The organism is Oscillatoria sp. CS-180, from assembly GCF_028330965.1.
Classification (GTDB): Bacteria; Cyanobacteriota; Cyanobacteriia; order Phormidesmidales; family Phormidesmidaceae; genus Halomicronema.
In genome coordinates, this window is sequence record NZ_JAQMUB010000077.1 from 33,383 (window position 1) to 56,493 (window position 23,111).

Genomic DNA, 23,111 nt, shown 5'->3' on the forward strand with positions numbered 1-23,111 from the left:
CCTTTTTGGGCAGTTGTATCGATTTGACCTAGGTCCTCTGCAATCGCCTCTTCCTTTGGCGCAGGCCATAGATTAGTCTCCTGAAGAGCAAAAGTACAATTCACTCTTCAAAAAAAAGACTTTTCGTCAGGATGATTATCAGTACTAGTGTTTGATTTTTGACGACTGATTAGTAGCAGTGTCGATGATGCCCATACCTATAATGTTGCCCCGAGGCCAAGCAAGCTGAATTGGAACGTCAAGAGTTTCTTGCCACATTTAGCGGTCAAGCTTAGATCCAGCATCCTTTGCCCTGAGTACGGTATCCCTTAAGGCCTTGTCGTTTCCGAAATCTTTCTCGGCTTTGTCTAAGCTAGACTGCATCTTTTTAATAGATTCATCAAATTCTCGACGTGGAGACTTCTCACTTCTAACCATTTAATTGTAGATATGTCACTGCCTTATATTTTTCATTGACTGAAGAGCTAATCAGGATACTCTTGACTGAAGTAGATCAAGAATACTACTATAGAGCAAGCTAGTGCGATTACAGATCGCCGTAACTAAGTTGACACCAGCAAACCGAGCATTTCTTCACTGTTCACAGGTCTCTAATCGGTGGATTAATTAAATTGCCAGGAATGGAATTGTGCTTGGTGTATTGAGAGACTTCATTCTGGCTATCCCACCCATCTCTCCCTTGACCCTACAGCCAGCTATAAGGTTTAGACTGAAGCCAGAGCTAGCGAAGAACAGCTATGGCCGTCATTACTGGATTTGAAAATTGGGGAAGTCGCGAAGCAAGCTGGTGTTGCCGTAGGCGCGTTGCGGTATTACGAGAGTCTGGGGCTCATTCAGTCAGAGCACGGTGAGAACAGCTACCGCTACTATGCGCCCGAAACCGTGCAGCAGGTGCAGTTTATCAAGAAGGCCCAGGTGCAGGCGGTATCGATCTTTGGGGGGTATCGGCGACAGTTGCAGGTAGTGGTTGATCGTCAGCAGCTAGCAGCTTACGGCCTGTCGATTTTGCAGGTGCGCGATGCGATCGATGCCAACAACATCAGCCAAGGCGCGGGGGTCCTGACCCAGGGTGATTCCGAAATTTTGGTGCGGGCCGATAAGCGAGCGCTCAGTGCCGCCGATGTGATGGACTACCTATCCTGGAGCAGGACGGCCAGGTGGTCTACGTCCGCGATGTGGCTACGGTAAAGGATACCTTTGAGGAGCGACGCAGCGGCTACCGCTACAACGGCGAGGCTGCCCTTGCCGTCAACGTCATTCAGAAGCCGGACTCCAGCTCACCCCAGGTGATTAAGCAGGTGCGGGCCGAGCTAGAGAAAATTCAGGCAGAAAATCCCGGTCTCAGCTTTGAGGAAGCCTACGACAACTCCTATCTGGTCAATATCATCTTCGACAGCACCTTTCAAGAGCTGCTGATCAGCGTGCTGCTGGCGGGCATCGTGATTCTAATCTTTTTGGCAGACTTTCGGGCCAGGGCAATCATTATGATCTCGATTCCCACATCCCTGGCCCTTTCCACACTGCCTTTCATGCCCATTGAGATGTCGCTCAACTCTTCTATCCTGATTGGCATGATGATGGCGATCAGGAAGCTGGTGGATGACTCGATTATCGTCATCGACTCCATCGATCAAAAGCTGCGTCAGGGGTTGCGACCGATGCAGGCAGCGATTCGAGGTACCGGAGAAGTATTTCTCGCCAGTGCGGCAGCGAGCTGCGTGATGATTGCAGCACTATTACCGACAATTCTTGCCGGAGGACTGACTGGGCTGATGTTTGTGGGCATCGGCTGGCCCATGGTGTTTGCCTTCATCGCCTCGCTGATTGTCTCGGTGACGCTGATTCCCCTAATTGCCGCTTTCGTCCTGAAACCACCTCAAGAGCGACGACAACGACAAACCTGGCCGCAATGGTTGACCACGCCAATGCGGGTGGGCTTCCAGAAACTGGAGCAGGGCTACGGCTGGCTGCTCGATCGCTGCATGAACAATCGCGAAATTACGCTAGCGATCGCGGGGTCTGCGATTGTGCTGGCCATTGCTATTTACCCCTTCGTGCCCCAAGAAATGATGCCCCTGGGTGATTCCGGCCAGTTCATGGCCTCCCTGGAAATGGAAGCCGGGACCTCCTTCGCGAAAACGGACGAGAGCGTTTACCAGCTAGAACAACTCCTACTCGCCCAACCCGATATTGCCAAAGTCTCTGCCCAAACCGGCTTTGAGCTGACCCGCAACAGCACCTATTTCACCGGCTACAGCATGGGCAGCGTCAACTCGGCGTCACTGATTGTCACCCTGGAGGATGAGCGCGAGCGCGACATCTGGGAAATCATGGACAGCGTCGAAGCCGAGGCCCGTCGCACCATTCCCGGCCTGCGCCGCATTGCCTTCAAAGAGATGGGCGTGGACGTCATGGCCACCTCCGCTGCACCGATCCAGCTCGCGGTTTATGGCGAAGACCTGGACGTATTGCACCGTCTAGCGGAAGGTGTCCTTCGCATTGCCGAAGACACTCCCGGCCTGGTGATGGCCCAGATCAGTTCGGCCCTGACTCAGCCGGAATATCAGCTCACGGTTGATCGCCGTCGGGCAGAAGAATTGGGATTAGACGTGCGGATGGTGGCCCAGCAGGCCCGCTATGCCCTGAATGGGGGCTTCACCCAGCGCTACTACAACCGCCCGAACCTGCGGCAAAACTCGATTTTGGTGCGGTATGAAGAAGAAGATCGGGGCACCGTAGACAACTTGGCTAAAATCTATATTACCACATCCGACAGGCAGCAGGTGCCGCTAAACACCGTCGCTACCTTAGAACGTCAAAGCGGCCCGACTCTGATTGAGCATGTGGGCGGTAAGCGGGTAGTGTACGTCAATGGCTACTACCGCAAAGGTGGCCCTGCGTCGATGGATTTGTCGATGGCGATCGCTATGCGGGCGGGGCAAGAACTCAACTTTCCTCCGGGCTACGGTGTTGACTCCATGGGCGACATGACCGACATGATGATCGAGTTCGATCGCCTGCTCAAGGGATTGCTGGTATCACTAATTTTGATCTACCTGATTCTGGTAATTCAGTTCGGCTCCTTCATCCATCCCCTAGTCATGATGCTTTCGGTGCCACTGCAACTGGTGGGCGTTTTTGGGGGACTAATCCTAGCTCAGCAAACCCTGTCGAGTGTATCAATTCTGGGCATCGTGATTCTCTCAGGGCTATCGCTCTCCGCTGCCATTCTGCTGCTAGAGCTAATTTTGGCGAAACGAGCTGAAGGGGTACCTCGGGATGTCGCGATTCGTATGGCTGGCCCAGTGCGGCTGAAAGCGATCACCATGACCACCCTCACTACCGTAATTGTCATCGTGCGGCTGGCCTTTTTCCCCGAAATCGGCATGGATGCCTACTCACCCATTGCTACAATGATTTTGGGCGGACTGCTGCTCTCCACGCTGCTGACCCTGGTGGTGGTGCCAGTGGTGTATTCCTTCGTCGACGATGCGACCGAATGGCTGAAGCGACGGGGACGGCAACGCAAAGTAGTTAGGCGTTCAAAAACAGTTGATTTGCCAGCAAAGTAATTAGGTCTGATTATAATTATGCTACGAGAGATTTGCTGGAGTGCCGTACATAGTACCCATCGCGAAAATTATTTTTTCAAAAAGCCAGGGATTCTAGAAAGTTTTCGCACTCTAAAAAAGCCACTTCCAAGCTTATTTCATAGAGTACTTTGTAAACATATCCAGGATCAAAGATATACTATTGCTCAAGGATTATAGAAAATGGAACTACATGCATACACTAGAACAATTTCCGATCTTTTCTCTGTCAAAAAGAAATATGTCGTCCCTAGATTTCAAAGAGAATACTCATGGACGAAAGAAAAAGTTTCTGAGTTATGGGATGACATCGTTTCAAGTATTCTCATGAACGAAGACGGTGAGTTAACTCATGAAGAATATTTTATTGGCTCACTTGTTCTCGTAGGAGATGACAAGTCTGTATCGATGCAAATCGTTGATGGTCAACAGCGCCTTACAACACTTACAATCCTGCTTTCCGCTCTCTGTCAAAGGTTTGTGGAAATTGACAGAAAGAACTTGGCTGAGTCCATCTATGAAAACTACATTGCAGGAAAAGATGATGATGGCAATTATTACTTTAAATTAGAAAACGAAACACCTAAACCTTTTTTTCAAACAACAATTCAGCATATTGACAAAAGAGGAGAGTTGCCATCTTCAGAAGAAGAGAATACTCTTTTAAATTCATACAATGAATTCTATTCTTATACTTCCAAGAATCTCTTAGCGAAGAAGTTTAGACAGCTTGATATAGATGATGAATTGTATGAAAAGCTTTTGAAAGCAATTAGAGATCAAGTTGTCAAGTATCTCAAAGTCATCTTTATAACTGTCGGAGAAGAAGATGAAGCCTACACAATATTTGAAACTCTCAATGCGAGAGGAATGGATTTAAGTTTTGTAGATTTAATAAAAAACAAAGTATTTAAAAGTTTCAACACGATTCATCCTGACGATTTTGCCAAAACCAAATGGAAAGAATTACGGAGCGTTATAACATCGAGAGATGGTGTAGGTAGCTTGGAAACCTTTGTAAGACATTGGTGGATAGCTAGATATAACTACACAAGTGCAGACAACGTTTACAAGCATTTCAAAAAACTTTGGAATAGTGGCGAAATAGATTCTAAAAATTTTTTGGAAGAGTTAGTCTGTGATGCCGCTCTTTATGCAAAGATATCTTCCCCCATTTCAGAAGACTTTAAACAGCAAGAAGAAAAGGATATATATAAATCTTTGGCTGCACTCAAGATCTTCAACATCAGTCAGCAAAGACCTTTTATACTAAGCCTTTTCAAGGCTTGGCAAAGAAAGTACTTGAAGTTGGGTGACGTTAAGAATACGCTGTCCTTCCTTGAGAAATTCCATTTTTCTTTCAACGCGATTTGTTCTATGAGACCTTCAGGGATTGAAGGGAGTTATTCTAAAGCCGCAAGACAATTGATAGAAGCAACAGATAAGCATTCAGCCAGAAAAGTTATTGAAGAACTTATTCAACAATTAAGTGCAAGAATACCTGACAGAGATAGTTTCAGTGAAGGCTTCTCTAAACTGAAATTCCTTAAGGGTAAGACTACGCAGAAGAAGCTTATTCAATACGTTTTCAATTATCTTGAATCCATTAAGCAAACAACTAACGAGTTTAAGCCTGACAGCATCACATTGGAGCATATATTATCTCAGTCATCCAGCTCAGGCGGTTTTGTAGGCTCCATTGGTAACTTATTGCCAATAGGTGAAAAACTAAATGAAAGTGCTGGCAACAAGAGCTTTATTGAGAAGTTGGAGATTTATAAGCAATCTAACTATGCATTAACTCAAGAATTCACAAAGAATCCTCCTGGAACATGGGGAAAGGAAGAAATCGAATCTAGAACACGTTCTTTAGCGCAGGATTGTTATGACTCTATGTGGAATTTAGATGAGTCGAGCCCTGAAGACGCATCAAGCTAAAAAATAGTCAAGCTAACGACTATGCGTATCTTGCTAGTTGAAGACGAACCCGATTTAGGCAAAGCCATCAAGCGGACCCTGACCCAGGAAGCCTATGTGGTGGATTGGGTGCAGTCGGGAGATGAGGCATTTTCCTACCTGGAACACGATCTGTCCCTCTATACGGTGGGCGTGTTTGACTGGATGCTGCCAGGAAAATCGGGCATTGAGCTGTGTGAGTGGCTGCGATCGCACCACCACGCTCTCCCCGTCCTCATCCTTACCGCTAAAGACCAAATCGCCGATCGCATCACAGGCTTAGATTCAGGAGCCGACGATTATCTCGTCAAACCCTTCAGCATGGCGGAACTGCTAGCCCGGCTGCGAGCCCTACGACGGCGATCGCCCGACCTCAAACCGGCTCACATTCAAATCGGGCCACTAACACTGGATTGCGATCGCCGCGTTGCGTTTCTACATCACAATGAAGCCTCTGAGCAGCGCATTGAACTGACGCAAAAAGAGTTTCAACTGCTGCAATATATGATGGAGCATCCCAACCAGATTCTCACCCGTGATCAGGTGCTCAATCAGCTCTGGGAAATTGGAGCCGAACCCAACAGCAACGTAGTGGCCGCGCAAATGCGCTTATTGCGTCGCAAGCTGGCTCAACATGAGTGTGATGATTTCATCGAAACCGTCTATGGCATGGGATATCGCTTCAAAACCGAATAGACTGTTTCGCCGTAGTCGTTGGCAACTCACCGCTTGGTATACGGGCGTGATGGCTGTCGTGCTGGGGCTGAGTGGGTTGGGCGTGTATGAAGCGATCGCCCACGCCCATCGAGTGACCGCTGACCGTGAACTCAAGTCAGTCGCTGAAACGGTTCATGATGCGGTGGAGGAAACCCTGACCACAAATGGCCAATTAGAAACCGTCTCCCAAACGCTACTGCCCAACCTGTGCGTCGCTGGCGAAGACTGTCTAGTCCCTTTCGAGCCGTCTCAAGGTCATCCAGGACATCAAGATGGCACGCTTTATCATGGTAGCTACTACATTCGAGTCCTGGAGCCTGATGGGACGCTAATGGCAACAGCAGGCTTTTATCCTGAAGGATTGCCGGTTGCTAGCATCGAGTCATCCTGGCAAACCCTGAGGGACAGTGAAGGCAACCAGTATCGCCAGATCACCTTGCCGCTGTCTGCCCTAGACGACCAAACCCCGTTGGGTAGCCTGCTGGTAGGGCGTTCTTTCAGCGACTTTGCCGCCTACCTCGCCACTATTCGCTGGATCATTGCGTTGAGTTTACCCGTAACAATGGGGCTGATTGCCGCCGCTAGTTGGTGGTTAGCCGGTTTAGCGCTGGAGCCTGTGCAGGTGTCCTATCGCAAAATTCAGCAGTTCACGGCTGATGCCGCCCATGAATTACGGACACCCCTCACCGCTGTTCAAGCCACCGCTGAGTCAGTGATGCGTTTACCCAACATCTCTGACCCCGAAGCACGAGAAACGCTACAGGTGATTACGCGCCAAAATCAGCGGCTAACAACTTTGGTCAGCGACCTGCTACTGCTCTCGCGCCTGGATACCCAAAGTCCCGCTCCGATGGCTGCCTGTTGTCTGCAGGATGTGCTCAGTGATATCGAAGAGGAGCTGGCTGCATTGGCGATCGCCAGTGATATTCACCTGATACTTGACCAACCGGCACAACCACCGATTACCGTCATGGGTAATGAAGCCCATCTCTATCGGCTGGTGCTTAATGTCGTCAGCAATGCCCTCCAGCACACGCCTGCTGACGGCAAAGTGATGATGCAACTACGGCAAACAGACAGACAAGCTGTCATCACGGTACAAGACACCGGCATTGGCATTGACCCTAAAGATCAAGCCCATATCTTCGATCGCTTCTACCGCGTCAATAAAGACCGCTCTCGTCAGAGTGGGGGAGCCGGGTTGGGATTAGCTATTGCAAAGGCGATCGCTCAAGCCCATGGTGGCGATATTCAGGTGCAGAGTCAACCTGGCAAGGGCAGCACGTTTACGATTACCCTACCCACTTCGTCTTAAAGGGACTTCTGCGATTCCGCAGCGTTCGCTAGATTAAGAGTGTCAGTCATGTCTCGATGGAGCGATCGCCACGATGATTGCGATTCCGGCTGGGTTTAGCTCTCAAGAATACTTGGCGATGGAGCAAGAGAACACCATTCGCCATGAGTATCGGCGGGGCTTGGTTTATGCAATGGCGGGTGGCAGCGACGACCATAGCCGCCTCAGTATTAATCTGCTGACAGAGATCAACCTGCATTTACGAGATAGCGACTGCCAGTTTTTTTCGGGGGATGTCAAGGTCAACTATGCCGATGACTTTTTCTATTATCCCGATGCGTTTGTCACCTGCGATCCACGAGATCGGGAAGATCGCTACGTGAAGCGCTTCCCGAAACTGATCGCCGAGGTGCTATCTCCTTCAACGGAGGAATTTGACCGAAGCGTCAAGTTTGAGGATTATCAGTTGCTGGATTCTTTGGAAGAGTATGTGTTGATTTCTCAGGATGAAATGTGGGTCGAATGTCGGCGGCGAATTTCATCGAAATCCGACCAATGGGAGACTGAGACTTTTGGTGCAGGAGAGCCAGTATTGTTGAAAAGTATTGGATTGAAGGTTGCGATCGCTGGCTTGTATCGTGGTGTTAGCTTAACTGAAGCTACACCAAATGGTAGCAATTCAACTTAATCTCAAGGTGTATCGGGGAGCGAGAAAATTAGACATTGCCAAAGAAGATTCGAGAACTTAAGGCTATGCTCAGAAAAGCGGGTTTCACTGAAAATTCTGGTAAGGGAAGTCATACGAAATGGCTCCATCCGCTTTATCCAGGTCGGGTAACTTTATCTGGCAAAGATGGCAATGATGCCAAGCCTTATCAGGAAAAAGAAGTTACAGAAGCGATTAAAGTCGTCAAACAACGAGAGGGATAAAGTATTGTGAGTACTCTTCGATATCAGATGGTGATTACCTGGTCAGATGAGGACAATTGCTATCTAGTGCATTTGCCTGATTTCCCAGAACAAACCCATCGCACACATGGCGACAGCTATGAAGAAGCGGCTAGAAATGGCGAGGAGGTTTTACAACTTTTACTTGAGGAAGACGGATTATCCTTGCCTAAACCCAATCCTTCTGCAGCATAGCTATCTTAGGGACGAAAGCAATTGCCAACCAACTGTTTAGTACGGTGCTTCATTATGAATTTCCTGGGCCAGTTCCTTAAGCTTAGAAGATAGGTCAGGAAAGCGCCCTTGCACTTTTAGCCATGATCCGGCACTTCCTATTTTTTCTTGACCAGTAGCTGACAAAACAGCCCTTTTAGATTGGCGACTCTCATGAGCTGCGTAATTCCTCAAAGCACAAAGCTTCTCCAAAGGAGCTTTATATATCGGTTTTCTAACTACAGTGACTAGATAGTGAGTGTCTGGAACATATCTCTTTAAATTTCTGATTAATCCATCCCTACCTTTAAAGTCGAAATACCCGCCACTCAAAACTAAGTACTCGCATACTTCATCTGTAAGATGTTTAGGGAATTTTATGCCAGCAACTTCAGAAATTGTTTCGGTATTATTATTAATTGCTCCAATAATACCTGCGAGCATTATTTTCTCAAACTCCCTATACAAACGAATAATTGCATAGTCATGACTCCACGACTTATGTTCGTCAGACATAGATGAAATTGAGGTACTCAGAAATGAGTCAAGCTCATCTATTTTTGACATAAAATCCTCTGCGGATTTTCTTATGCTCTTTTTTCGAGACACTAAAATTTCCTTGTGTGGCTAATAATGATATGTTCAACGTTAAATCTGACCCTACACAACAGAGGGATTGTCCGTCGTTTGTGGCAAATAGCACTCCAAACTCAGATATTATCCGTCAAATCAGCTTTGCTCGTCGTAGCATCACGGCGTTGAGGGCTAAAATCACCGTGGGAAAGCTCATATGCTAATGCTTCCTTCACTCCAATACGCTTCACCAGGCTAAACATACTACTGCTTTGCCCGTCACGTAAAATCAAGCTATCAGGCATCTTCTAGCAGAGCGGATTACTCCTATGCCCGAAATCGTCGAAATTCCGATTGAACTGACTCAGTTCCAGCTTCCCCAGGCAGTCCAGGCGCGGTTGCAACATCTGCTCTATCGCCAGGACGGGGGCACTGTCCTCTCGCAAGCAGAGCGTCAGGAAGCGGAGGGCTTAGTTGAGCTGGCAGAGTTCTTATCCTTGCTGCACCTCCGCTCAAACCGAGTGACCAGGCAGGCTTAGATGAGTATGATTCCGGCTTCTCTACGCTAGCTTGGCCCGACGCAGCATGACGGCATTGATCGCCACAATTACCGTCGTAAGGCTCATCAACAATGCGCCCACCGCAGGCGAGAACACAATCCCCCAAGCCGACAGCACCCCGGCTGCTAGCAGAATGGCGATGACGTTGTACCCCGTCGCCCAGAACAGGTTTTGAATCATCTTGCCGTAGGTCTGTTTCGCCAATACCAGCGCCTTCACCGCATCTAGAGGGTCGTCTTCTACCCAGTACCAGGTCAGCCGATTCGATCGCCAAATTCGTCCCCGCGCCGATCACTAGCCTCATGTTGGCTTTCAGCAACGCCGCTGCATCATTGATACCACCATTCACAAAAGCGATCGCGCTCTTCACTCTTCCACAGGCATCAGCAGTTCTAATCGCTGCGATCGCTCAGCGAGCACTTTTTGTTCTTCGAGTTTGGCCGTATCAGACGTGGCCGCAGACACCAGCAACACAGCGCCCATCACGATCATGATGGCGTTTTCCAAAAAGCTAACGACGCCGAGCGGGGCACGCGAATTGCCGCCCACACAGGCACAGTTGAGTTCTAGCTTGTCGATGTAAACGGCTTTGAACACCGAAACTGCACCGCTTGTGCCCAGCACCAAAGAGCCAATGCCAGTGGCGATCGGGGCGACCCCCGATAGGAATCCTAACCCCAGCAGCAATTCTAGAAAGGGAAACGCCTTGCCGTAGGGTTTGACCCGCTGAGTGATGAGGTCGTATTTCTCAAAACTTTCCGCAAAGGATTCTAGATCCATGAGTTTGAGCGATGCCAACATCGACAGGGCCACACCCATGAAACCACTCGTGCCTAGGGAAGCCGCTAGTGAGATCAGGGCGGCGGTGGAGAACAGAGCTACCACTGGCGTGTAGGAGTAGTCGGCTTTCTCGGCTTCAACATCGAAGTAGTCCGCCAGATCGCTGTAGCCGCCGATGCGATCGCTGCCAAAGAAAATTTGTGGCGTCGTTGAAACGTTGTGCTTCGCTTTAAACGCTTCGACCTCTTCCTTAGACGTCAATTTGTGATCTTCAAATTCAATCTCCTTTTCATTAAGCAAATCGACCGTTCGCAGCCCCCAAGGACATTCATGATCTGGCAATGACATGCGATAGAGGCGAACAGTTTGATCGGTTTTTAGCGCTTTGGGCTGAGTAGCAGTCACAAAATCCTCCTTTAAATTGATATGAGGTAGACAAAAAGGCGTCGATATCTATTCGGGAGTGGGGGCAAATTCCGGCATTTCCCGTCCGTTCAGCTCGACTTGGGTGGTAACCAAGCCATTGTCTCGAATATCAGAAATCAGCCATTCCATCTCTTTAATCTCGCGGCGTTGAGCTTCAATGATTTCGTCCGCCAATTCGCGTACCCGAACATCCTCAATTTGAGCCCGCTCACTGGTTAAAATCGCAATAGAGTGGTGAGGAATCATGCCTTCCATGTAGTCCACATCGCTGACCGTTACCTGGCTCCGTACCAGCCAGAGGGCTACGCCAAACAGCAAAATAGCGCTGACATAGATGGCAATATTGACCGTTTTATTTTTGTACATGTGCAGCATGTACGACAGCATAATCACCATCATTGCGGCTCCCATAATCAGGGTCATAAACAGCCGCGTTTCACTAAACCAAGCGTGATCCAAAATTTGATAAGAGTGCAGATACATCAGGAAAAACATCACCACGATGGAGGTGCCAATCATGGCAAAGTATCGAACGTAGCTGCCTTGCATCCCGCCCTGATCCTGAGCGTCTGAATGGTTTTGAATGGCGTTTTCTTGAGTATTCATCTTCATTACCGTTTAAGAGCATTACTTGCCTTACCCCATGAGGCTGTCTCATGAGACAGCGCTGACAACAAGGCTGCACTCGGACAACCTTATGGCACAAGGGCTTAAAATTAAGCGGTTGCCATTGCTGCATGAGTAACTTGGCGACACATTTCTGCCGTTTCACGACAGGAACGAGCACATTTCTGGCAGTGCTCCATGTCATGCTTCTCGCATTCCTGAGCACAGGCCATCGCCTGATCAAAACTGGACTGATAGTCTTCGTGATTAAGCAGCATTTTTTTGATTTAAATAGCGATGTTCTAGGAATAGCGAGAAGCCGCTCTGCTTATCACCTATCAAAGGCAAGAACCACATATTCAACCCCAAGAGTTAGGGTGATTTCATCCTGATTTCATCGACAAATGTTAGTTCGACTCCAAAGCTGTCAATTTAGTTTCCACAGCTATCATTTCATTGCGATTTCATAGTTATTCCTTAGGCTAACGATTGCAGTGTTGATTCTCATGTAGTGGTTTTGGCCCGATAGCCAGCTAGAAAATCGAGGATGCTATTACGCTCCAGGGATATTGCATGAACGAATTTCCTAGAGAGCATTTTGGAGAGTTGGTTCTCAAAGAAAGTTTGAAGGAGGAGCGATCGTGGATGCCAAAGTTTTAGCCGCTAGCTCACCTGGATTTGAGATCGGTGTTGTTGCGACCTTGCTCGTCGGCACGTCGGCAGAATCCGGTAGTGGATTTCGCCGAATTGAGCAGCCTCTATGGACCAAGGCCCTTGTAACCACAGGCGGTTTAGACCTTATCGGATTACAGCTTTGGTGGTTTCTCTTTAGCCAACCTAAAACCGGCAAAGCGAGAAATCAGAACGGGGTACAAGAAGTCACTGTCAAGGTAGATGGCGGCTACGAACCGAACCAAATTGTAGTTCAAGCGGGTTTACCCGTACGGCTTAACTTCCACCGTACTGACCCCAGTAGCTGTCTGGAAGAAGTTCGCTTTCCTGACTTTCGCATTGCGAAAGCACTCCCAGTCAATCAGACGCCTGCGATCGAGTTCACCCCTAGTGAGCCAGGACGCTATGAGTTTGCCTGCGGCATGAATATGTTCCGAGGCACCGTCGAGGTTGTGGACGACTCGGTGAAAATCCAATTCTACTGATTTGGCGACAGCGGCTAAATCCCCTTGATTATGTTGACTTTGGAAGGAATATAGCGAACATCGGGTGGGCAACAGCCAACCCCAAAATCCCAGCGAAGCTACCTAACCCTCCTTGTCCACCTCAATAATTTGGATGTTCAATTTCCAGTTTCACAGCGGTTTTATGACAGTCAAGAAAACGATACGGCGACGAGAATTTTTGGGATTAAGCCTCGGAGCGACAGGGGCAGTGCTGCTATCTCAGTGCTCCAGAGGGTCGTCACCATCTTCCGCACCAGGTTCACCTATAACTCAATCGCCGGTCTACAGCAGCGAAGACGGATTGCTCAGCTTCGATTTCGTGGCTGAGGCGCAGCAGGTAAAACTGGGAGATCGCAATGCCAACCTGCTCACCTACAACGGTCAGGTTCCTGGCCCTCGTCTGGAAGCTAAACCTGGTGACACAGTGCAAATCCGCTTCACTAATCGATTAAGTCAGCCCACCAACCTGCACTACCACGGGCTGCACATTCCACCCACCGGTACCGGAGACAATGTTTTCCTCGAAATTCCGCCCGGTGAAAGCCATACCTACGAGTTCCAAATTCCGTCAGACCATCCCGCCGGCACCTTCTGGTATCACCCCCACTACCACGGGCTGGTGGCAGAGCAGCTCTTTGGTGGGTTAGCAGGACTGTTTGTGGTGCGCGGCGAACTGGATGAAATCCCCGAAATTCAAGCCGCTCAAGAGGAATTCCTCGTCCTCAAAGACTTTGCCCTCGATCGCAGCGGCAATATTCCCGACCCCGGTCATATGGCCCAAATGACCGGGCGCATCGGCGATCTACTAACAGTGAATGGGCAGTTCAATCCATCGCTGGAGATTCCTCAAGGGGGACTGCTGCGACTGCGATTGCTGAATGCGTCAACGTCCCGGTTTTTTGCCCTGTCTTTGGAAGACCATCCCTTTTATCTGATTGCTACCGATGGCGGCGCAATCGCGGCTCCCGTTGAGATGAATGAACTGGTACTGGCTCCGGGGGAGCGGGTAGAAGTCTTGGTGCAGGGTAATCGCGAACCCGGCCAGTATCGCCTCGTCAATCAGCCGTTTAATCCTGCTCAGGGCATGATGGGGCGCGGCAGAATGGGGGGTGGCATGATGGGCGGTTCGCAGCATCAGAATACTGCTGAAACCATCGCAACTCTGACCTACAACGGCACCACCGAACCGCTGCCGTTACCCAATCAACTCATCGCTGTTGAGTCTCTGCCCGAACCGCAGACCACCCGTCAGTTCACCCTCAACCACGGTATGGGCGGTGGCATGGTGTTTTTAATCAATGGCCAAGCCTTTGACCATAACCGCATTGATACTCAAGTGCGTCTCAACACTGTAGAAGACTGGGAAATCGTCAACACTGGCACGATGGCTCATCCCTTCCATGTCCATACCAACAAGTTTCAGGTGATTAGCCACAACGGTCAGCCTTCGCCCTACGCCGCTTGGAAAGATGTGATATCAGTGAGCCCTGGCGAAAGCGTTCGTCTCCGGATGGCTTTTCGCGACTATGTCGGCAAAACCGTTTACCACTGCCATGTCTTGGACCATGAAGACCGAGGCATGATGGGGATTCTCGATATTCAACCAGCTTAAAACGAACTGGCTAGCAGGCGGACGATGATGATGAGCCAGATCAGGTTTTGCAAGGGGCCAGGTGAGGTCGCCTTCGACAATGAGCTGTCGTCCAAACTGGACGATGAAGAAGATCCGGGCACCGGCAGCAAAGATAGCGGCAGTCTGGTTGATGGCGACGTAGAGGGTGCGATCGAAGATGGTCAGCCACTGCTTCAGGATTGGGCAATGCTTTGGGAGGTATCGAGTCCTTGTTGGAGAATTTGGGTTGCGCCGGTGACGGCGAGCCAGGGGCGGGTGAAGACTTCACAGCGATACTCGCAGAGCGAGGGTGAGGGATATCACCTCAGGCTAGGGAGCAAATGTGACTGGGAGATGGAAATTAAGAGGGACGGTTATGATGCTTAGCTGGTTTGTAAAGATTGAATATTGCCAGCAAGACTACACAACCCATTGATAAGGAAAAGCCATCAACAGAGTGGTGAGCTAAGATTCACTAATAATATATTTGTTCTTAGCTCACTTCCACCTCATCAAGTCAAAGATCATGCCCTTATCTGGAGGAGAAGCCGATAAACTCGGCAATCGATATGAAGGTCGATGGACTGTTTTCAGCATGATTGATGTCATGGAGGAGAAGGCAGATTCCATAAGACTTGAACAGCCAGGAGAAGATGCTTTCGAGTTTTTCGTCTTTCGAGATGGTAGAGCAGAGTGTCATCAGGTTAAACGACAGAGAAGTGGTCGTGGAAGTTGGACTTTAAGCGCTTTAGAAGCTAATCAGGTAAAGGTTCTCTCAGGTTTTTGGAAAAGCCTTAATGATCCATACAAAAACTGCTTTTTTATCTCAACTCAAGATGCAAATGAGCTAGGAGAACTAGCAAGTCGGGCAAGAGACTCGGTCTCTTGGCAAGAGTTTGAGGAAAAATATTTAAATAAGACCCAATCTGGAAACTTTTATAAGCTTCGTCAAAAGTGGGAAAATTGTTCTGAGCTAGAAGCTTATGAAGCACTCAAACGAGTTTTTGTTCAAACTGTCGGAGATGATATTCTCGCAAACATTATCGAAAATCGTTTGGAAGCACTCTTAGAAGGTGATCCGAAGACTATTAGACTAGAGTTGGCTGAATTTGTCTTAGAAAAAATTCATCATGAATTGACTGCGTTTGATATTTGGCATTATTTATTGGAAGAACGAGGTTATTCCCGTCGAGAATGGTGCAAAGAACCCAGTGTTCTATCAGCTATTGAAAGGGCCAATAGAGTTTACCTATCTACGCTTCAGGAGGCAAAAATTGGTGGAGAAGTTCTACCAAGCAGTGAAGTTCCAATAATTCTTGAAAAAATTACTGCTTCAAGCGAAAAAGGGAGTGTTCTAGTAGTTGGTGAAGCAGGCATTGGGAAAAGCGGCGCTATCTCTCAAGTTCTGGATATGCTGAAGGACGGTGGAATTCCATTTCTTGCCTTCCGCATAGACCGTTTGGATCCTGAAGTAATACCTGATGCAGTTGGGAGACAATTAGGATTGCCTGCTTCTCCTCCAACTGTCTTGGCAAACATTGCCCAGAATCGCGACTGTGTACTGGTAATAGATCAATTAGATGCAGTCAGCCTGGTCTCTGGCCGTAACCCCCAGTTTTTCGACTGTATTTCTCAGCTAATTAATCAAGCTAAAGCTCATCCTAACATTCATCTACTCTTAGCTTGCAGAAAATTTGACTTGGAAAACGATAATCGATTCAAACATTTAACAGGGCAAGATGGTATCGCTGAGGTAGTTAACATTTCAAGGTTGTCTATTTCAACAGTAAAAGAAGTAGTTAGAAAATTGGGTATAGAAGCATCGAGATTAAATGAAAAACAGCTAAACTTACTTTCACTTCCTCTACATCTCAGCTTGTTAGCCGAATTAATTGTAGAACCGAATGAAGATGTCCTCAATTTTGAAACGGCTAAAGATCTATACGATCAATTTTGGGACTATAAACAAAAGAAAATTAGAGAACGCCTTGGCCGCTCAATACAGTGGACACAGGTAATTGATATCCTCTGCAATTATATGAGTGATCTTCAGGTTTTATCTGTCCCAGAAATATGTCTAGACGAAGTTGCTGAAGACGCTGGAATCATGGCATCTGAACAGGTGTTATTAAAAGAAGACAAACGAATATCATTTTTTCATGAAAGCTTCTTTGATTATGCTTTTGCTCGGCGCTTTTTTGGGTGTGGAAAAAGCCTTTTGCCTTTTTTGATAGATAATGGGCAACACTTATTTCAGCGATCTCAAGTTAGACAGATTCTTCTTCATGAAAGAGATTTTGATTTTGAGCAGTACAAAAATGATTTAACAGAACTACTAAGCAGCTCAAGTATTAGATTTCATATAAAGCAGGTAGTTTGTTCTACTCTTACTTTAATCGCCTCTCCTCAGGATGATGAGTGGGAAATTTTGACTATGTTCTTTAAGGATGTTTCTTCATCTATCAGTAATGAAATATGGAAACTGTTAAACAATTCATTAGCCTGGTTTAATCTCTTAGAGAGCAAAGGAGTGATCAAACAATGGCTTGACAGTGAAGAAGATATCGTTATAGCTCGGGTTGTTAATCTTTTGTCTATCATGCAGTGTTTGCTCCCAGGCAAAGTCGCTGATTTGGTTAGACCTTATATCAACACATCAAAAACTTGGAATGATAGACTAATATCTTTGGTTGAGTGCATAAAACTTGAAACCGCACGTCCAATATTTGATCTTTTCCTAGAACTATTAAGTTCAGGGGCTTTCGACAAACAAGAAAGCGATATTTTCTTTGTTAGTGATGAAGTATGTAATATTGCTTTTTCTCTCAACAAGCATTTTCCTGACTGGTGTTGTGAGTTTTTAGAGATCTACCTAAAACGCCTTTTGCAGCTAAGTTTTGCTTCAGGCAATGTTAATCCCTTTCCTCAAAGGAGAGGCTGTTCTCAAAATATTGGAGATAGTTACTCAACTATTCTTGAAACTGCAAACTCTGTTCCAGGATTGTTTTGTCTGCGAATAATTCCAACAGTATTAGAAATTATTAGCTTGAACAAGAAAGACGATGAAGAAGCGCCTTGGCAGGATCTAGTTTGGACCAATTCATTCGATCACCAGAAGAATGATCCTAACCAGGTTAAATTTCAAATTGTTATTGCATTAGAGCAAGCTTTATCAAAGCTTTCGCAAGAAGAATCTGTATTTTTAGTAGATTGCATTCATCTTCTCAGGGCTTCGAGTTTTGAATTACCTCAATATCTCCTGATTCGCACGTATACGGCTTGTGGAGAAAAATTTGCAGATGAGGCAGTAGATTATCTTTGCGAAAACCCTTCGAGGCTTAAGGCAAGCTATTCCTATGAGCAATTTTGGGCTGCTCGAAAATTAATTGAAGCTATCACTCCTTTCTGCTCAAGTCAAAAGTTGGAGCGATTAGAAGTGATGCTTCTAAAATATTATCCTACTTGGGAAAAAGGCCGAGGAATACAATACGGATATCATGGTCATGCGCAATTTATATTATTGGATGGGATAGAAGTTCCTCGAAGATCTCAAGAAGTTGTTCGACGACTAGATGAACTCTACAGAAAATTTAACCGACAACCACAACTCAGATACAAGGGAATGACCATCGCAAATATTACGCCACCTGTTATTCCAAAAAGTGCTACTGAAAAAATGAAAGATGAACAATGGCTGAAAGCCATCGCGAAGTATGATCTTACTGGCGTCAGTCATGATAAGGATGGCTCTCTTTTGGATGCTGGCGCTTTATCAAAGTTCTTAGAAGAACAATCTAGTCAAGATCCAGAACGCTTTTCTAAGCTATTATTTGCTTTCCCAGACAATACAAACGCACGCTACTACGAAGCAATTCTATATGGAATTTCTCAACATACGTCTTTTATATGTTTGCAAACTCTACAGGGAATTCTACATAGGTGTCATAAGCTTCCTGGTCATCCCTGCGGAAAGGCAATTTGTTCGCTCATCAGAAAATTTACTGATTTAAATTGGAGTCAAGAGGATTTCAATGTTGTCAGCTGGTATGCTCTAAACTCTTATGACCCGAAAGAAGAACTCTGGTGTAAAAAAGCTGAAGATGGACAGCCATACTACTGGGGTAATATTCATACTGTAGGTATTAACTCTGTAAGGGTTAGTGCTGCTATGACAATCGCAAGGCTCATTTATTCTGAAAAGAGTCGAGCCGTAGTATTTTGGGATACCTTACAAAACATGCTTCACGACGCCTCAATCGCAGTGAGAGCATGCATTATTGAAGTTCTTATGGCCACATTAAATTATGATCGTAATTTGAGTGTCAAAACATTCTTGAATCTTTGTGATTCAGAGGATCTACTATTAGGTACACAGATTGCTGAAGGCTTTCTATACTACGCTCTTCAAACCCACTTCGTAAGTCTGAAGCCAATTGTTGAGAAGATGCTCAGTTCGGATTTGCCTAGCGTGGCAACAGTCGGTGCGCGGCAAGCTTGTGTCGCTGCTATGCATACCGAGGAAGCCTTGCCGCTAGCAGAACTCTGCCTTAATGGAACACAAATTCATCGCTTAGCTGCTGCCGAGATTTTTGTGGCGAATTTGCGTTCTGCCTATCTAAAGGAATTCTGCGAAAATTCGCTGATTCAGCTCTTTAGCGATCCTAGTTCAGAAGTTCGTGCTAGAGCTGCAAAATGCTTTTTTCGTCTTGAAACAGATCTAGGTAACTATTCCAACTTAATTGACCAGTTTGTTGAAACTGAAGCGTTCTCTGATGGGGAACATGATTTGATATGGGCATTAGAAAAAACAACCTCTAAACTTCCCAAGTCAACTTATCGAGTCTGTGAGAGGTTTATGCAAGGTATCACCGATGAAAATGCTCAAAAGAGGTCGGGAGCTTTAAGAGATATCAGTTCTGTGAGTCAGTTGCTAGTTCGTCTTTACAGCCAAAGCAACAGAGATCCTGCGATACAGTCTCAATGCCTTGACCTAATCGATCAGATGATCGAGATTGGTGCGTATGGTTTAGAAACATCCTTGGCTCCGTTTGAGAGATAGGCTGCGGAGCTTGATAGGTAGTGAAATTTTCTATGCTTATGGATTTCAGAACACGTATGGGAAAATTGGAGGATTAATTCTTGTCTCCAGCAAATACATATTCGCCGCCGCCTGCACTACCAGCTGCGCCCCTGCCATCTCTTCCATATGCTCCCCCGATTTCCCTCCAAAGCCTCCGAGATATTCGCCCCAATCAAATTCGTCATCGCTACCTGCCCCTCCGTCTCCAATACCGAAGTCGCCATACTGCGGACACTTTCGCGATCTGTTGCATTCGCTAACGACTGCTGCAACACCACCGGATTGGCGTTGAAATTATCCAGCCGCTGCGACTCTTCCCAACACTTGCCCCGTCACATAACCCAGTCCGTCGCCTCACTTTGGGAAAGCCTTCCGGTCTTTGCCCCCTATGCCTTACTGCTGCTCTGTCCCTTAATGCATCTTTTTCTGCATGTCGAATGCACTCCCATCAAGACCATTGAAGTAATGGACATTACTCTCTTTATTGGTTTTATTGTGCTGCTGGTATTGCTGCCCTGGGACATTCGTCGTTACAACTGGTTTAGTCTGCGCGATATGATTCGGGTCGAGTAACTATCAAAATGAAACGTCGTCAATTCTTAAGCCTCATGGCTGCTGTATCCAGTGCGCCGTTATTTTCTCGCTGTGCTCCCAACCAAAAGAATCACATCCGCCGCCTTGTCAGCAGCAACGGTCTACTAGAACTCTCTCTCAAGGCTCAATCTGGAAAGCACGCGATCGCCGGACAGGCAATCCAATTGCTTACCTACAACGGTCAAGTTCCAGCTCCCATCCTTGAAGCGAATGCAGGCGATACGATCCGTTTGACCCTCACCAATCAACTAGATACCCCCACGAACCTCCACTACCATGGCCTCCACATCTCACCTCAAATTGACGATGTCTTTCGCAAGGTGGCCCCTGGCGAGAGCTACACCTACGAATTCCAAATCCCCCCGAATCATCCGGCTATCACAGGTTGGTATCATCCCCATTATCACCTCAACGTAGCTCCACAGGTGTTTGGCGGACTGGCTGGCCCCCTGATCATTCGGGGTGACCTGGACGAAGTTCCCGAGTTACGCGAGGCTGAAGAGTCTCTGTTGGTTTTACAGGACTTCGACCCTCAAGGAACGCTTCGTGAGCCCCATGCCCTTGGCAAAAAGTGGGGTCGTGAGGGAAGCTTGCTGACGGCGAATGGACAGCAAAATCCCGTCATTAACCTGCCCCAGAATGGCTTGCTGCGATTGCGGCTCATCAATGCCTCCGCTTCACGGATTTACCAACTCCAGTTGCCGGAACATCCCTGGTTCTTAATGGCAACCGATCGGGGGGCGATCGCTGAACCGACAGAACTAGAAACCTTATCCCTCTCACCGGGCGAACGAGCCGAACTCTTGATTCCCGGTCAACAAGACCCAAAAGACTACGAAATTTTGAGTCTCCCATACGATCGCGGTATCACCGACATCGTGAAGTCCTTGGGCGATGAGGTTGAACAGATACCAGGGGTCGTGCCACCGACCCAAGCAGTGATGGCGACATTGCGGTATGAACCGAGCGATCGCGTTTCGCCCTTACCCGTGCCACAAAAGCTGATTCCCGTAACCCCCTTGCCTGCACCCCAGATAACTCGCGAGTTTGTTCTCAATCACGGTATCGATTCGACAGCAGGATCAACGGGCTTCATTATCAACGGTCAATCTTTCGTCATGGATCGGGTCAATACTCAGGTTCGCCTCAATCAAGTCGAAGACTGGTACATTATCAACAAGGCCAGTATGGATCATCCCTTCCATCTGCATACCAACCGCTTTCAAGTCATCGAACGGAACGGCCAGCCCGAGAGGCTGCTGACTTGGAAAGACACCGTCGCACTCAAGGGCTATGAAACGGTCACCATTCGGGTACGCTTTGAGGATTTCATCGGGCGCACTGTATACCACTGTCACATCCTCGATCATGAAGACCAAGGCATGATGGGAATTCTCGATATTCAGCCAGCATATGGAGATTGACCTAAGAGGACTAACCACTCCAAGCATCATTTCTACTACTCAGAGATTGGCTGAGAGCATATGTCCAAACTATGGTGGGGATGCGGCAGGGGATATATCGGCTATTGTCTTTGCCGCAGTCGTATTCTTCCATCATCCAAGCATTGCGGATTTTGGGGGCATGGCGCTTTCGAGCAGATCTATCAACTAGATAAAAACTCCAATCACCCGCTCTGCTGATTTACCCTAGATACTATAGGTCGTGCTGACCAAGGCATAGTCCAGATGGGCCGAATCTGAGCTGCTCAGGCTTTCCGTTTTTCCGCTGCCATAGCGAACAAAACCTGTTCATCCTTGATGCTAAGGACTTCAAACTCCTGGCCATTGCAGCGGTCCAGCGTGGCCTGGTTCTTCGTCCATTTCAAGCGATCGCCCATCGCCACCTCAATCTCCTCCACCTTGTACACCGACTTCTTCCTGACCCCAGCCGGGTCGCGAGTGGTCGCCGCTAGCAAAATTCCCTCGTACTGACCTTGTGTTAATCTCTGATTCTCTAGCGTTGCCATCACTCAGACTTCTTGCCTGTAGATGTCAATGAGGAAGTGATGTGTTTAAATGCGATCTCGTTGCTGAATACTATAAACGCGTGAGTATGCGTCGATAAGACGCTCACAAAAGCCATAAACACAACTGAGAATTAATCTTGCCGGAACGTTGTGCGGTGAGTTGCTGGATTTGAATTTGGCCCTTTAACTTTGTTATCAAAGTTGAGCATTCGTTTGGCTGGATTGCCTTTTTGGGAGTCGATACCAAGCTCTTCGCAATCGCGATCAGGTGCTTCAACCATGCTAGCCGGAAGTACGGTATTGCAAAGTTTCGCATTATTAAGGTTTATACTGCCTAGCTCAGCACCTCTGAGGTCGGTATAGCAAAGGAGAGTGCCGTCAAGGCTAGCGTCGTTGAGAATAGTGCCACTAAGGTCAGCATCTGAGAGATTGGCGTCTTTTAATGATGCATCAGTAAGATCGGCATCAGTAAGATCGGCAAAACTGAGGTCTGCCTCTCTAAGATATGCGTGTGTAAGATTAGCGTTTCTTAAGTAAGCATTCCTAAGATTTGCCCTTCCAAAGTCAGCACCGCTGAGATCGGCACCACTGAGATCGGCACCGCTAAGGTCGGCGTCCCTGAAATGGGTGTGACTAAGGTACGCTCTATTGAAGTTGGCCTGTCGAAAATCAGCCTGACTTAAAATTTAGCGTGATTAAGATCGGTATACCGAAGGTTAGTACAACTAAGGTCTAGTTTTGCTTTGCTGAGAACTTCAGCGTCTGCCAGAAACCAGATAACATCACTCTGACGTTCTACATCATTTTCAAACCGCCGGAGAATAGATAGGGTCCGTGCTCGAATAACGTTACGAGCTGCTTCTAATTGCTCTTGGGAATGCGCTCGGAAATAAGATACCAGTCATCTTGACCGAGAGGCTGTGAGATAAACTGGCAGGCTAGTCCTCTTGGGTGAAATCGCACCATGCTTGAAGCAACGGTTAAATCAACTATTCGAGATGCCGCTCAAAAGCTA

General features: G+C 47.4%; 22 protein-coding genes. 15 read left to right on the forward strand and 7 right to left on the reverse strand.

The genetic code is table 11. The features are described 5' to 3' along the window. Positions 1–756: 756 nt before the first annotated feature. The 8 genes from PN498_RS18075 (at position 757) to PN498_RS18110 (ending at position 8,700) form a co-directional block, all read left to right on the forward strand. The gene (locus PN498_RS18075) at positions 757–1,188 is read left to right on the forward strand and encodes an efflux RND transporter permease subunit (protein WP_272064514.1); all 432 of its coding nucleotides are present in this window, start codon (positions 757–759) and stop codon (positions 1,186–1,188) included. Further along, positions 1,158–3,572 (forward strand): efflux RND transporter permease subunit, encoded by a 2,415-nt coding sequence (locus PN498_RS18080; RefSeq protein WP_272064516.1) that lies wholly within the window; start codon positions 1,158–1,160, stop codon positions 3,570–3,572. Before PN498_RS18075 ends, PN498_RS18080 begins: the two co-directional genes overlap by 31 nt. A gap of 201 nt (positions 3,573–3,773) precedes the next feature. After that, complete coding sequence (locus PN498_RS18085; protein WP_272064518.1) at positions 3,774–5,528, forward strand: DUF262 domain-containing protein; 1,755 nt, start codon at positions 3,774–3,776, stop codon at positions 5,526–5,528. 21 nt (positions 5,529–5,549) lie between these two features. After that, positions 5,550–6,242, forward strand: a complete 693-nt coding sequence (rppA, locus tag PN498_RS18090; RefSeq protein WP_272064520.1) for a two-component system response regulator RppA — start codon at positions 5,550–5,552, stop codon at positions 6,240–6,242. Then, positions 6,211–7,578, forward strand: coding sequence for a two-component system sensor histidine kinase RppB (gene rppB / locus PN498_RS18095; protein ID WP_272064522.1), 1,368 nt, complete (start codon positions 6,211–6,213; stop codon positions 7,576–7,578). The genes rppA and rppB overlap by 32 nt, the downstream gene beginning before the upstream one ends. Positions 7,579–7,651: 73 nt before the next feature. Continuing rightward, positions 7,652–8,245, forward strand: a complete 594-nt coding sequence (locus PN498_RS18100; protein ID WP_272064524.1) for a Uma2 family endonuclease — start codon at positions 7,652–7,654, stop codon at positions 8,243–8,245. Positions 8,246–8,280: 35 nt separating this feature from the next. After that, positions 8,281–8,487, forward strand: a complete 207-nt coding sequence (locus tag PN498_RS18105) for a type II toxin-antitoxin system HicA family toxin (RefSeq protein WP_272064525.1) — start codon at positions 8,281–8,283, stop codon at positions 8,485–8,487. Positions 8,488–8,514: 27 nt separating this feature from the next. Next, positions 8,515–8,700, forward strand: coding sequence for a type II toxin-antitoxin system HicB family antitoxin (locus PN498_RS18110; protein WP_334312270.1), 186 nt, complete (start codon positions 8,515–8,517; stop codon positions 8,698–8,700). Positions 8,701–8,736: 36 nt separating this feature from the next. Here PN498_RS18110 and PN498_RS18115 read toward each other — a convergent pair whose 3' ends face one another. After that, positions 8,737–9,327 (reverse strand): hypothetical protein, encoded by a 591-nt coding sequence (locus tag PN498_RS18115; RefSeq protein ID WP_272064527.1) that lies wholly within the window; start codon positions 9,325–9,327, stop codon positions 8,737–8,739. Between the two features lie 293 nt (positions 9,328–9,620). On the opposite strand from PN498_RS18115, the gene PN498_RS18120 reads away from it, so the two are divergent. Next, positions 9,621–9,830 (forward strand): hypothetical protein, encoded by a 210-nt coding sequence (locus tag PN498_RS18120; RefSeq protein WP_272064529.1) that lies wholly within the window; start codon positions 9,621–9,623, stop codon positions 9,828–9,830. 21 nt (positions 9,831–9,851) lie between these two features. On the opposite strand, the gene PN498_RS18125 is transcribed toward PN498_RS18120, so the two are convergent. The 4 genes from PN498_RS18125 to PN498_RS18140 form a co-directional block, all read right to left on the reverse strand. After that, complete coding sequence (locus PN498_RS18125) at positions 9,852–10,070, reverse strand: hypothetical protein (RefSeq protein ID WP_272064532.1); 219 nt, start codon at positions 10,068–10,070, stop codon at positions 9,852–9,854. Between the two features lie 147 nt (positions 10,071–10,217). Next, positions 10,218–11,036 carry a glutaredoxin family protein gene (locus PN498_RS18130; protein ID WP_272064534.1) on the reverse strand — a complete coding sequence of 273 codons (819 nt, stop codon included), beginning with the start codon at positions 11,034–11,036 and terminating at the stop codon, positions 10,218–10,220. A gap of 48 nt (positions 11,037–11,084) precedes the next feature. Continuing rightward, positions 11,085–11,663 carry a DUF305 domain-containing protein gene (locus PN498_RS18135; protein ID WP_272064536.1) on the reverse strand — a complete coding sequence of 193 codons (579 nt, stop codon included), beginning with the start codon at positions 11,661–11,663 and terminating at the stop codon, positions 11,085–11,087. 110 nt (positions 11,664–11,773) lie between these two features. Beyond that, positions 11,774–11,941: a hypothetical protein gene (locus PN498_RS18140; RefSeq protein ID WP_272064537.1), complete on the reverse strand. Its 168-nt coding sequence runs from the start codon at positions 11,939–11,941 to the stop codon at positions 11,774–11,776. A gap of 363 nt (positions 11,942–12,304) precedes the next feature. On the opposite strand from PN498_RS18140, the gene PN498_RS18145 reads away from it, so the two are divergent. The 6 genes from PN498_RS18145 to PN498_RS18170 all read left to right on the forward strand — a co-directional run bounded on the left by PN498_RS18145 (position 12,305) and on the right by PN498_RS18170 (position 21,551). Beyond that, positions 12,305–12,820: a cupredoxin domain-containing protein gene (locus PN498_RS18145; protein ID WP_272064539.1), complete on the forward strand. Its 516-nt coding sequence runs from the start codon at positions 12,305–12,307 to the stop codon at positions 12,818–12,820. 163 nt (positions 12,821–12,983) lie between these two features. Next, positions 12,984–14,453, forward strand: a complete 1,470-nt coding sequence (locus tag PN498_RS18150) for a multicopper oxidase family protein (protein WP_272064541.1) — start codon at positions 12,984–12,986, stop codon at positions 14,451–14,453. Positions 14,454–14,483: 30 nt separating this feature from the next. Then, positions 14,484–14,840: a hypothetical protein gene (locus PN498_RS18155; protein ID WP_272064543.1), complete on the forward strand. Its 357-nt coding sequence runs from the start codon at positions 14,484–14,486 to the stop codon at positions 14,838–14,840. Positions 14,841–14,979: 139 nt separating this feature from the next. Continuing rightward, complete coding sequence (locus PN498_RS18160) at positions 14,980–19,512, forward strand: hypothetical protein (RefSeq protein WP_272064544.1); 4,533 nt, start codon at positions 14,980–14,982, stop codon at positions 19,510–19,512. Between the two features lie 147 nt (positions 19,513–19,659). Continuing rightward, entirely contained in the window at positions 19,660–20,106 is a 447-nt protein-coding gene (locus PN498_RS18165; RefSeq protein WP_272064545.1) for a DUF2933 domain-containing protein, read from the forward strand. Between the two features lie 35 nt (positions 20,107–20,141). Beyond that, positions 20,142–21,551 carry a multicopper oxidase family protein gene (locus tag PN498_RS18170; protein ID WP_272064546.1) on the forward strand — a complete coding sequence of 470 codons (1,410 nt, stop codon included), beginning with the start codon at positions 20,142–20,144 and terminating at the stop codon, positions 21,549–21,551. Positions 21,552–21,835: 284 nt separating this feature from the next. Here PN498_RS18170 and PN498_RS18175 read toward each other — a convergent pair whose 3' ends face one another. Then, positions 21,836–22,096 (reverse strand): hypothetical protein, encoded by a 261-nt coding sequence (locus PN498_RS18175; RefSeq protein WP_272064547.1) that lies wholly within the window; start codon positions 22,094–22,096, stop codon positions 21,836–21,838. Between the two features lie 131 nt (positions 22,097–22,227). Further along, positions 22,228–22,782: a pentapeptide repeat-containing protein gene (locus PN498_RS28635; RefSeq protein WP_442951432.1), complete on the reverse strand. Its 555-nt coding sequence runs from the start codon at positions 22,780–22,782 to the stop codon at positions 22,228–22,230. Between the last annotated feature and the right edge of the window lie 329 nt (positions 22,783–23,111).

Excerpts from the sequence above, each read along its gene's own strand:
- PN498_RS18110 (WP_334312270.1), top strand. The coding sequence starts at position 8,515 with ATGGTGATTACCTGGTCAGATGAGGACAATTGCTATCTAGTGCATTTG.
- PN498_RS18165 (WP_272064545.1), top strand. The coding sequence starts at position 19,660 with ATGCTCCCCCGATTTCCCTCCAAAGCCTCCGAGATATTCGCCCCAATC.
- PN498_RS18175 (WP_272064547.1), bottom strand. The coding sequence starts at position 22,096 with ATGGCAACGCTAGAGAATCAGAGATTAACACAAGGTCAGTACGAGGGA.
- PN498_RS18120 (WP_272064529.1), top strand. The coding sequence starts at position 9,621 with ATGCCCGAAATCGTCGAAATTCCGATTGAACTGACTCAGTTCCAGCTT.
- PN498_RS18100 (WP_272064524.1), top strand. The coding sequence starts at position 7,652 with ATGATTGCGATTCCGGCTGGGTTTAGCTCTCAAGAATACTTGGCGATG.
- PN498_RS18160 (WP_272064544.1), top strand. The coding sequence starts at position 14,980 with ATGCCCTTATCTGGAGGAGAAGCCGATAAACTCGGCAATCGATATGAA.
- PN498_RS18155 (WP_272064543.1), top strand. The coding sequence starts at position 14,484 with ATGAGCCAGATCAGGTTTTGCAAGGGGCCAGGTGAGGTCGCCTTCGAC.
- PN498_RS18150 (WP_272064541.1), top strand. The coding sequence starts at position 12,984 with ATGACAGTCAAGAAAACGATACGGCGACGAGAATTTTTGGGATTAAGC.
- PN498_RS18085 (WP_272064518.1), top strand. The coding sequence starts at position 3,774 with ATGGAACTACATGCATACACTAGAACAATTTCCGATCTTTTCTCTGTC.
- PN498_RS18135 (WP_272064536.1), bottom strand. The coding sequence starts at position 11,663 with ATGAATACTCAAGAAAACGCCATTCAAAACCATTCAGACGCTCAGGAT.
- rppA (WP_272064520.1), top strand. The coding sequence starts at position 5,550 with ATGCGTATCTTGCTAGTTGAAGACGAACCCGATTTAGGCAAAGCCATC.
- PN498_RS18140 (WP_272064537.1), bottom strand. The coding sequence starts at position 11,941 with ATGCTGCTTAATCACGAAGACTATCAGTCCAGTTTTGATCAGGCGATG.
- rppB (WP_272064522.1), top strand. The coding sequence starts at position 6,211 with ATGGCATGGGATATCGCTTCAAAACCGAATAGACTGTTTCGCCGTAGT.
- PN498_RS18170 (WP_272064546.1), top strand. The coding sequence starts at position 20,142 with ATGGCTGCTGTATCCAGTGCGCCGTTATTTTCTCGCTGTGCTCCCAAC.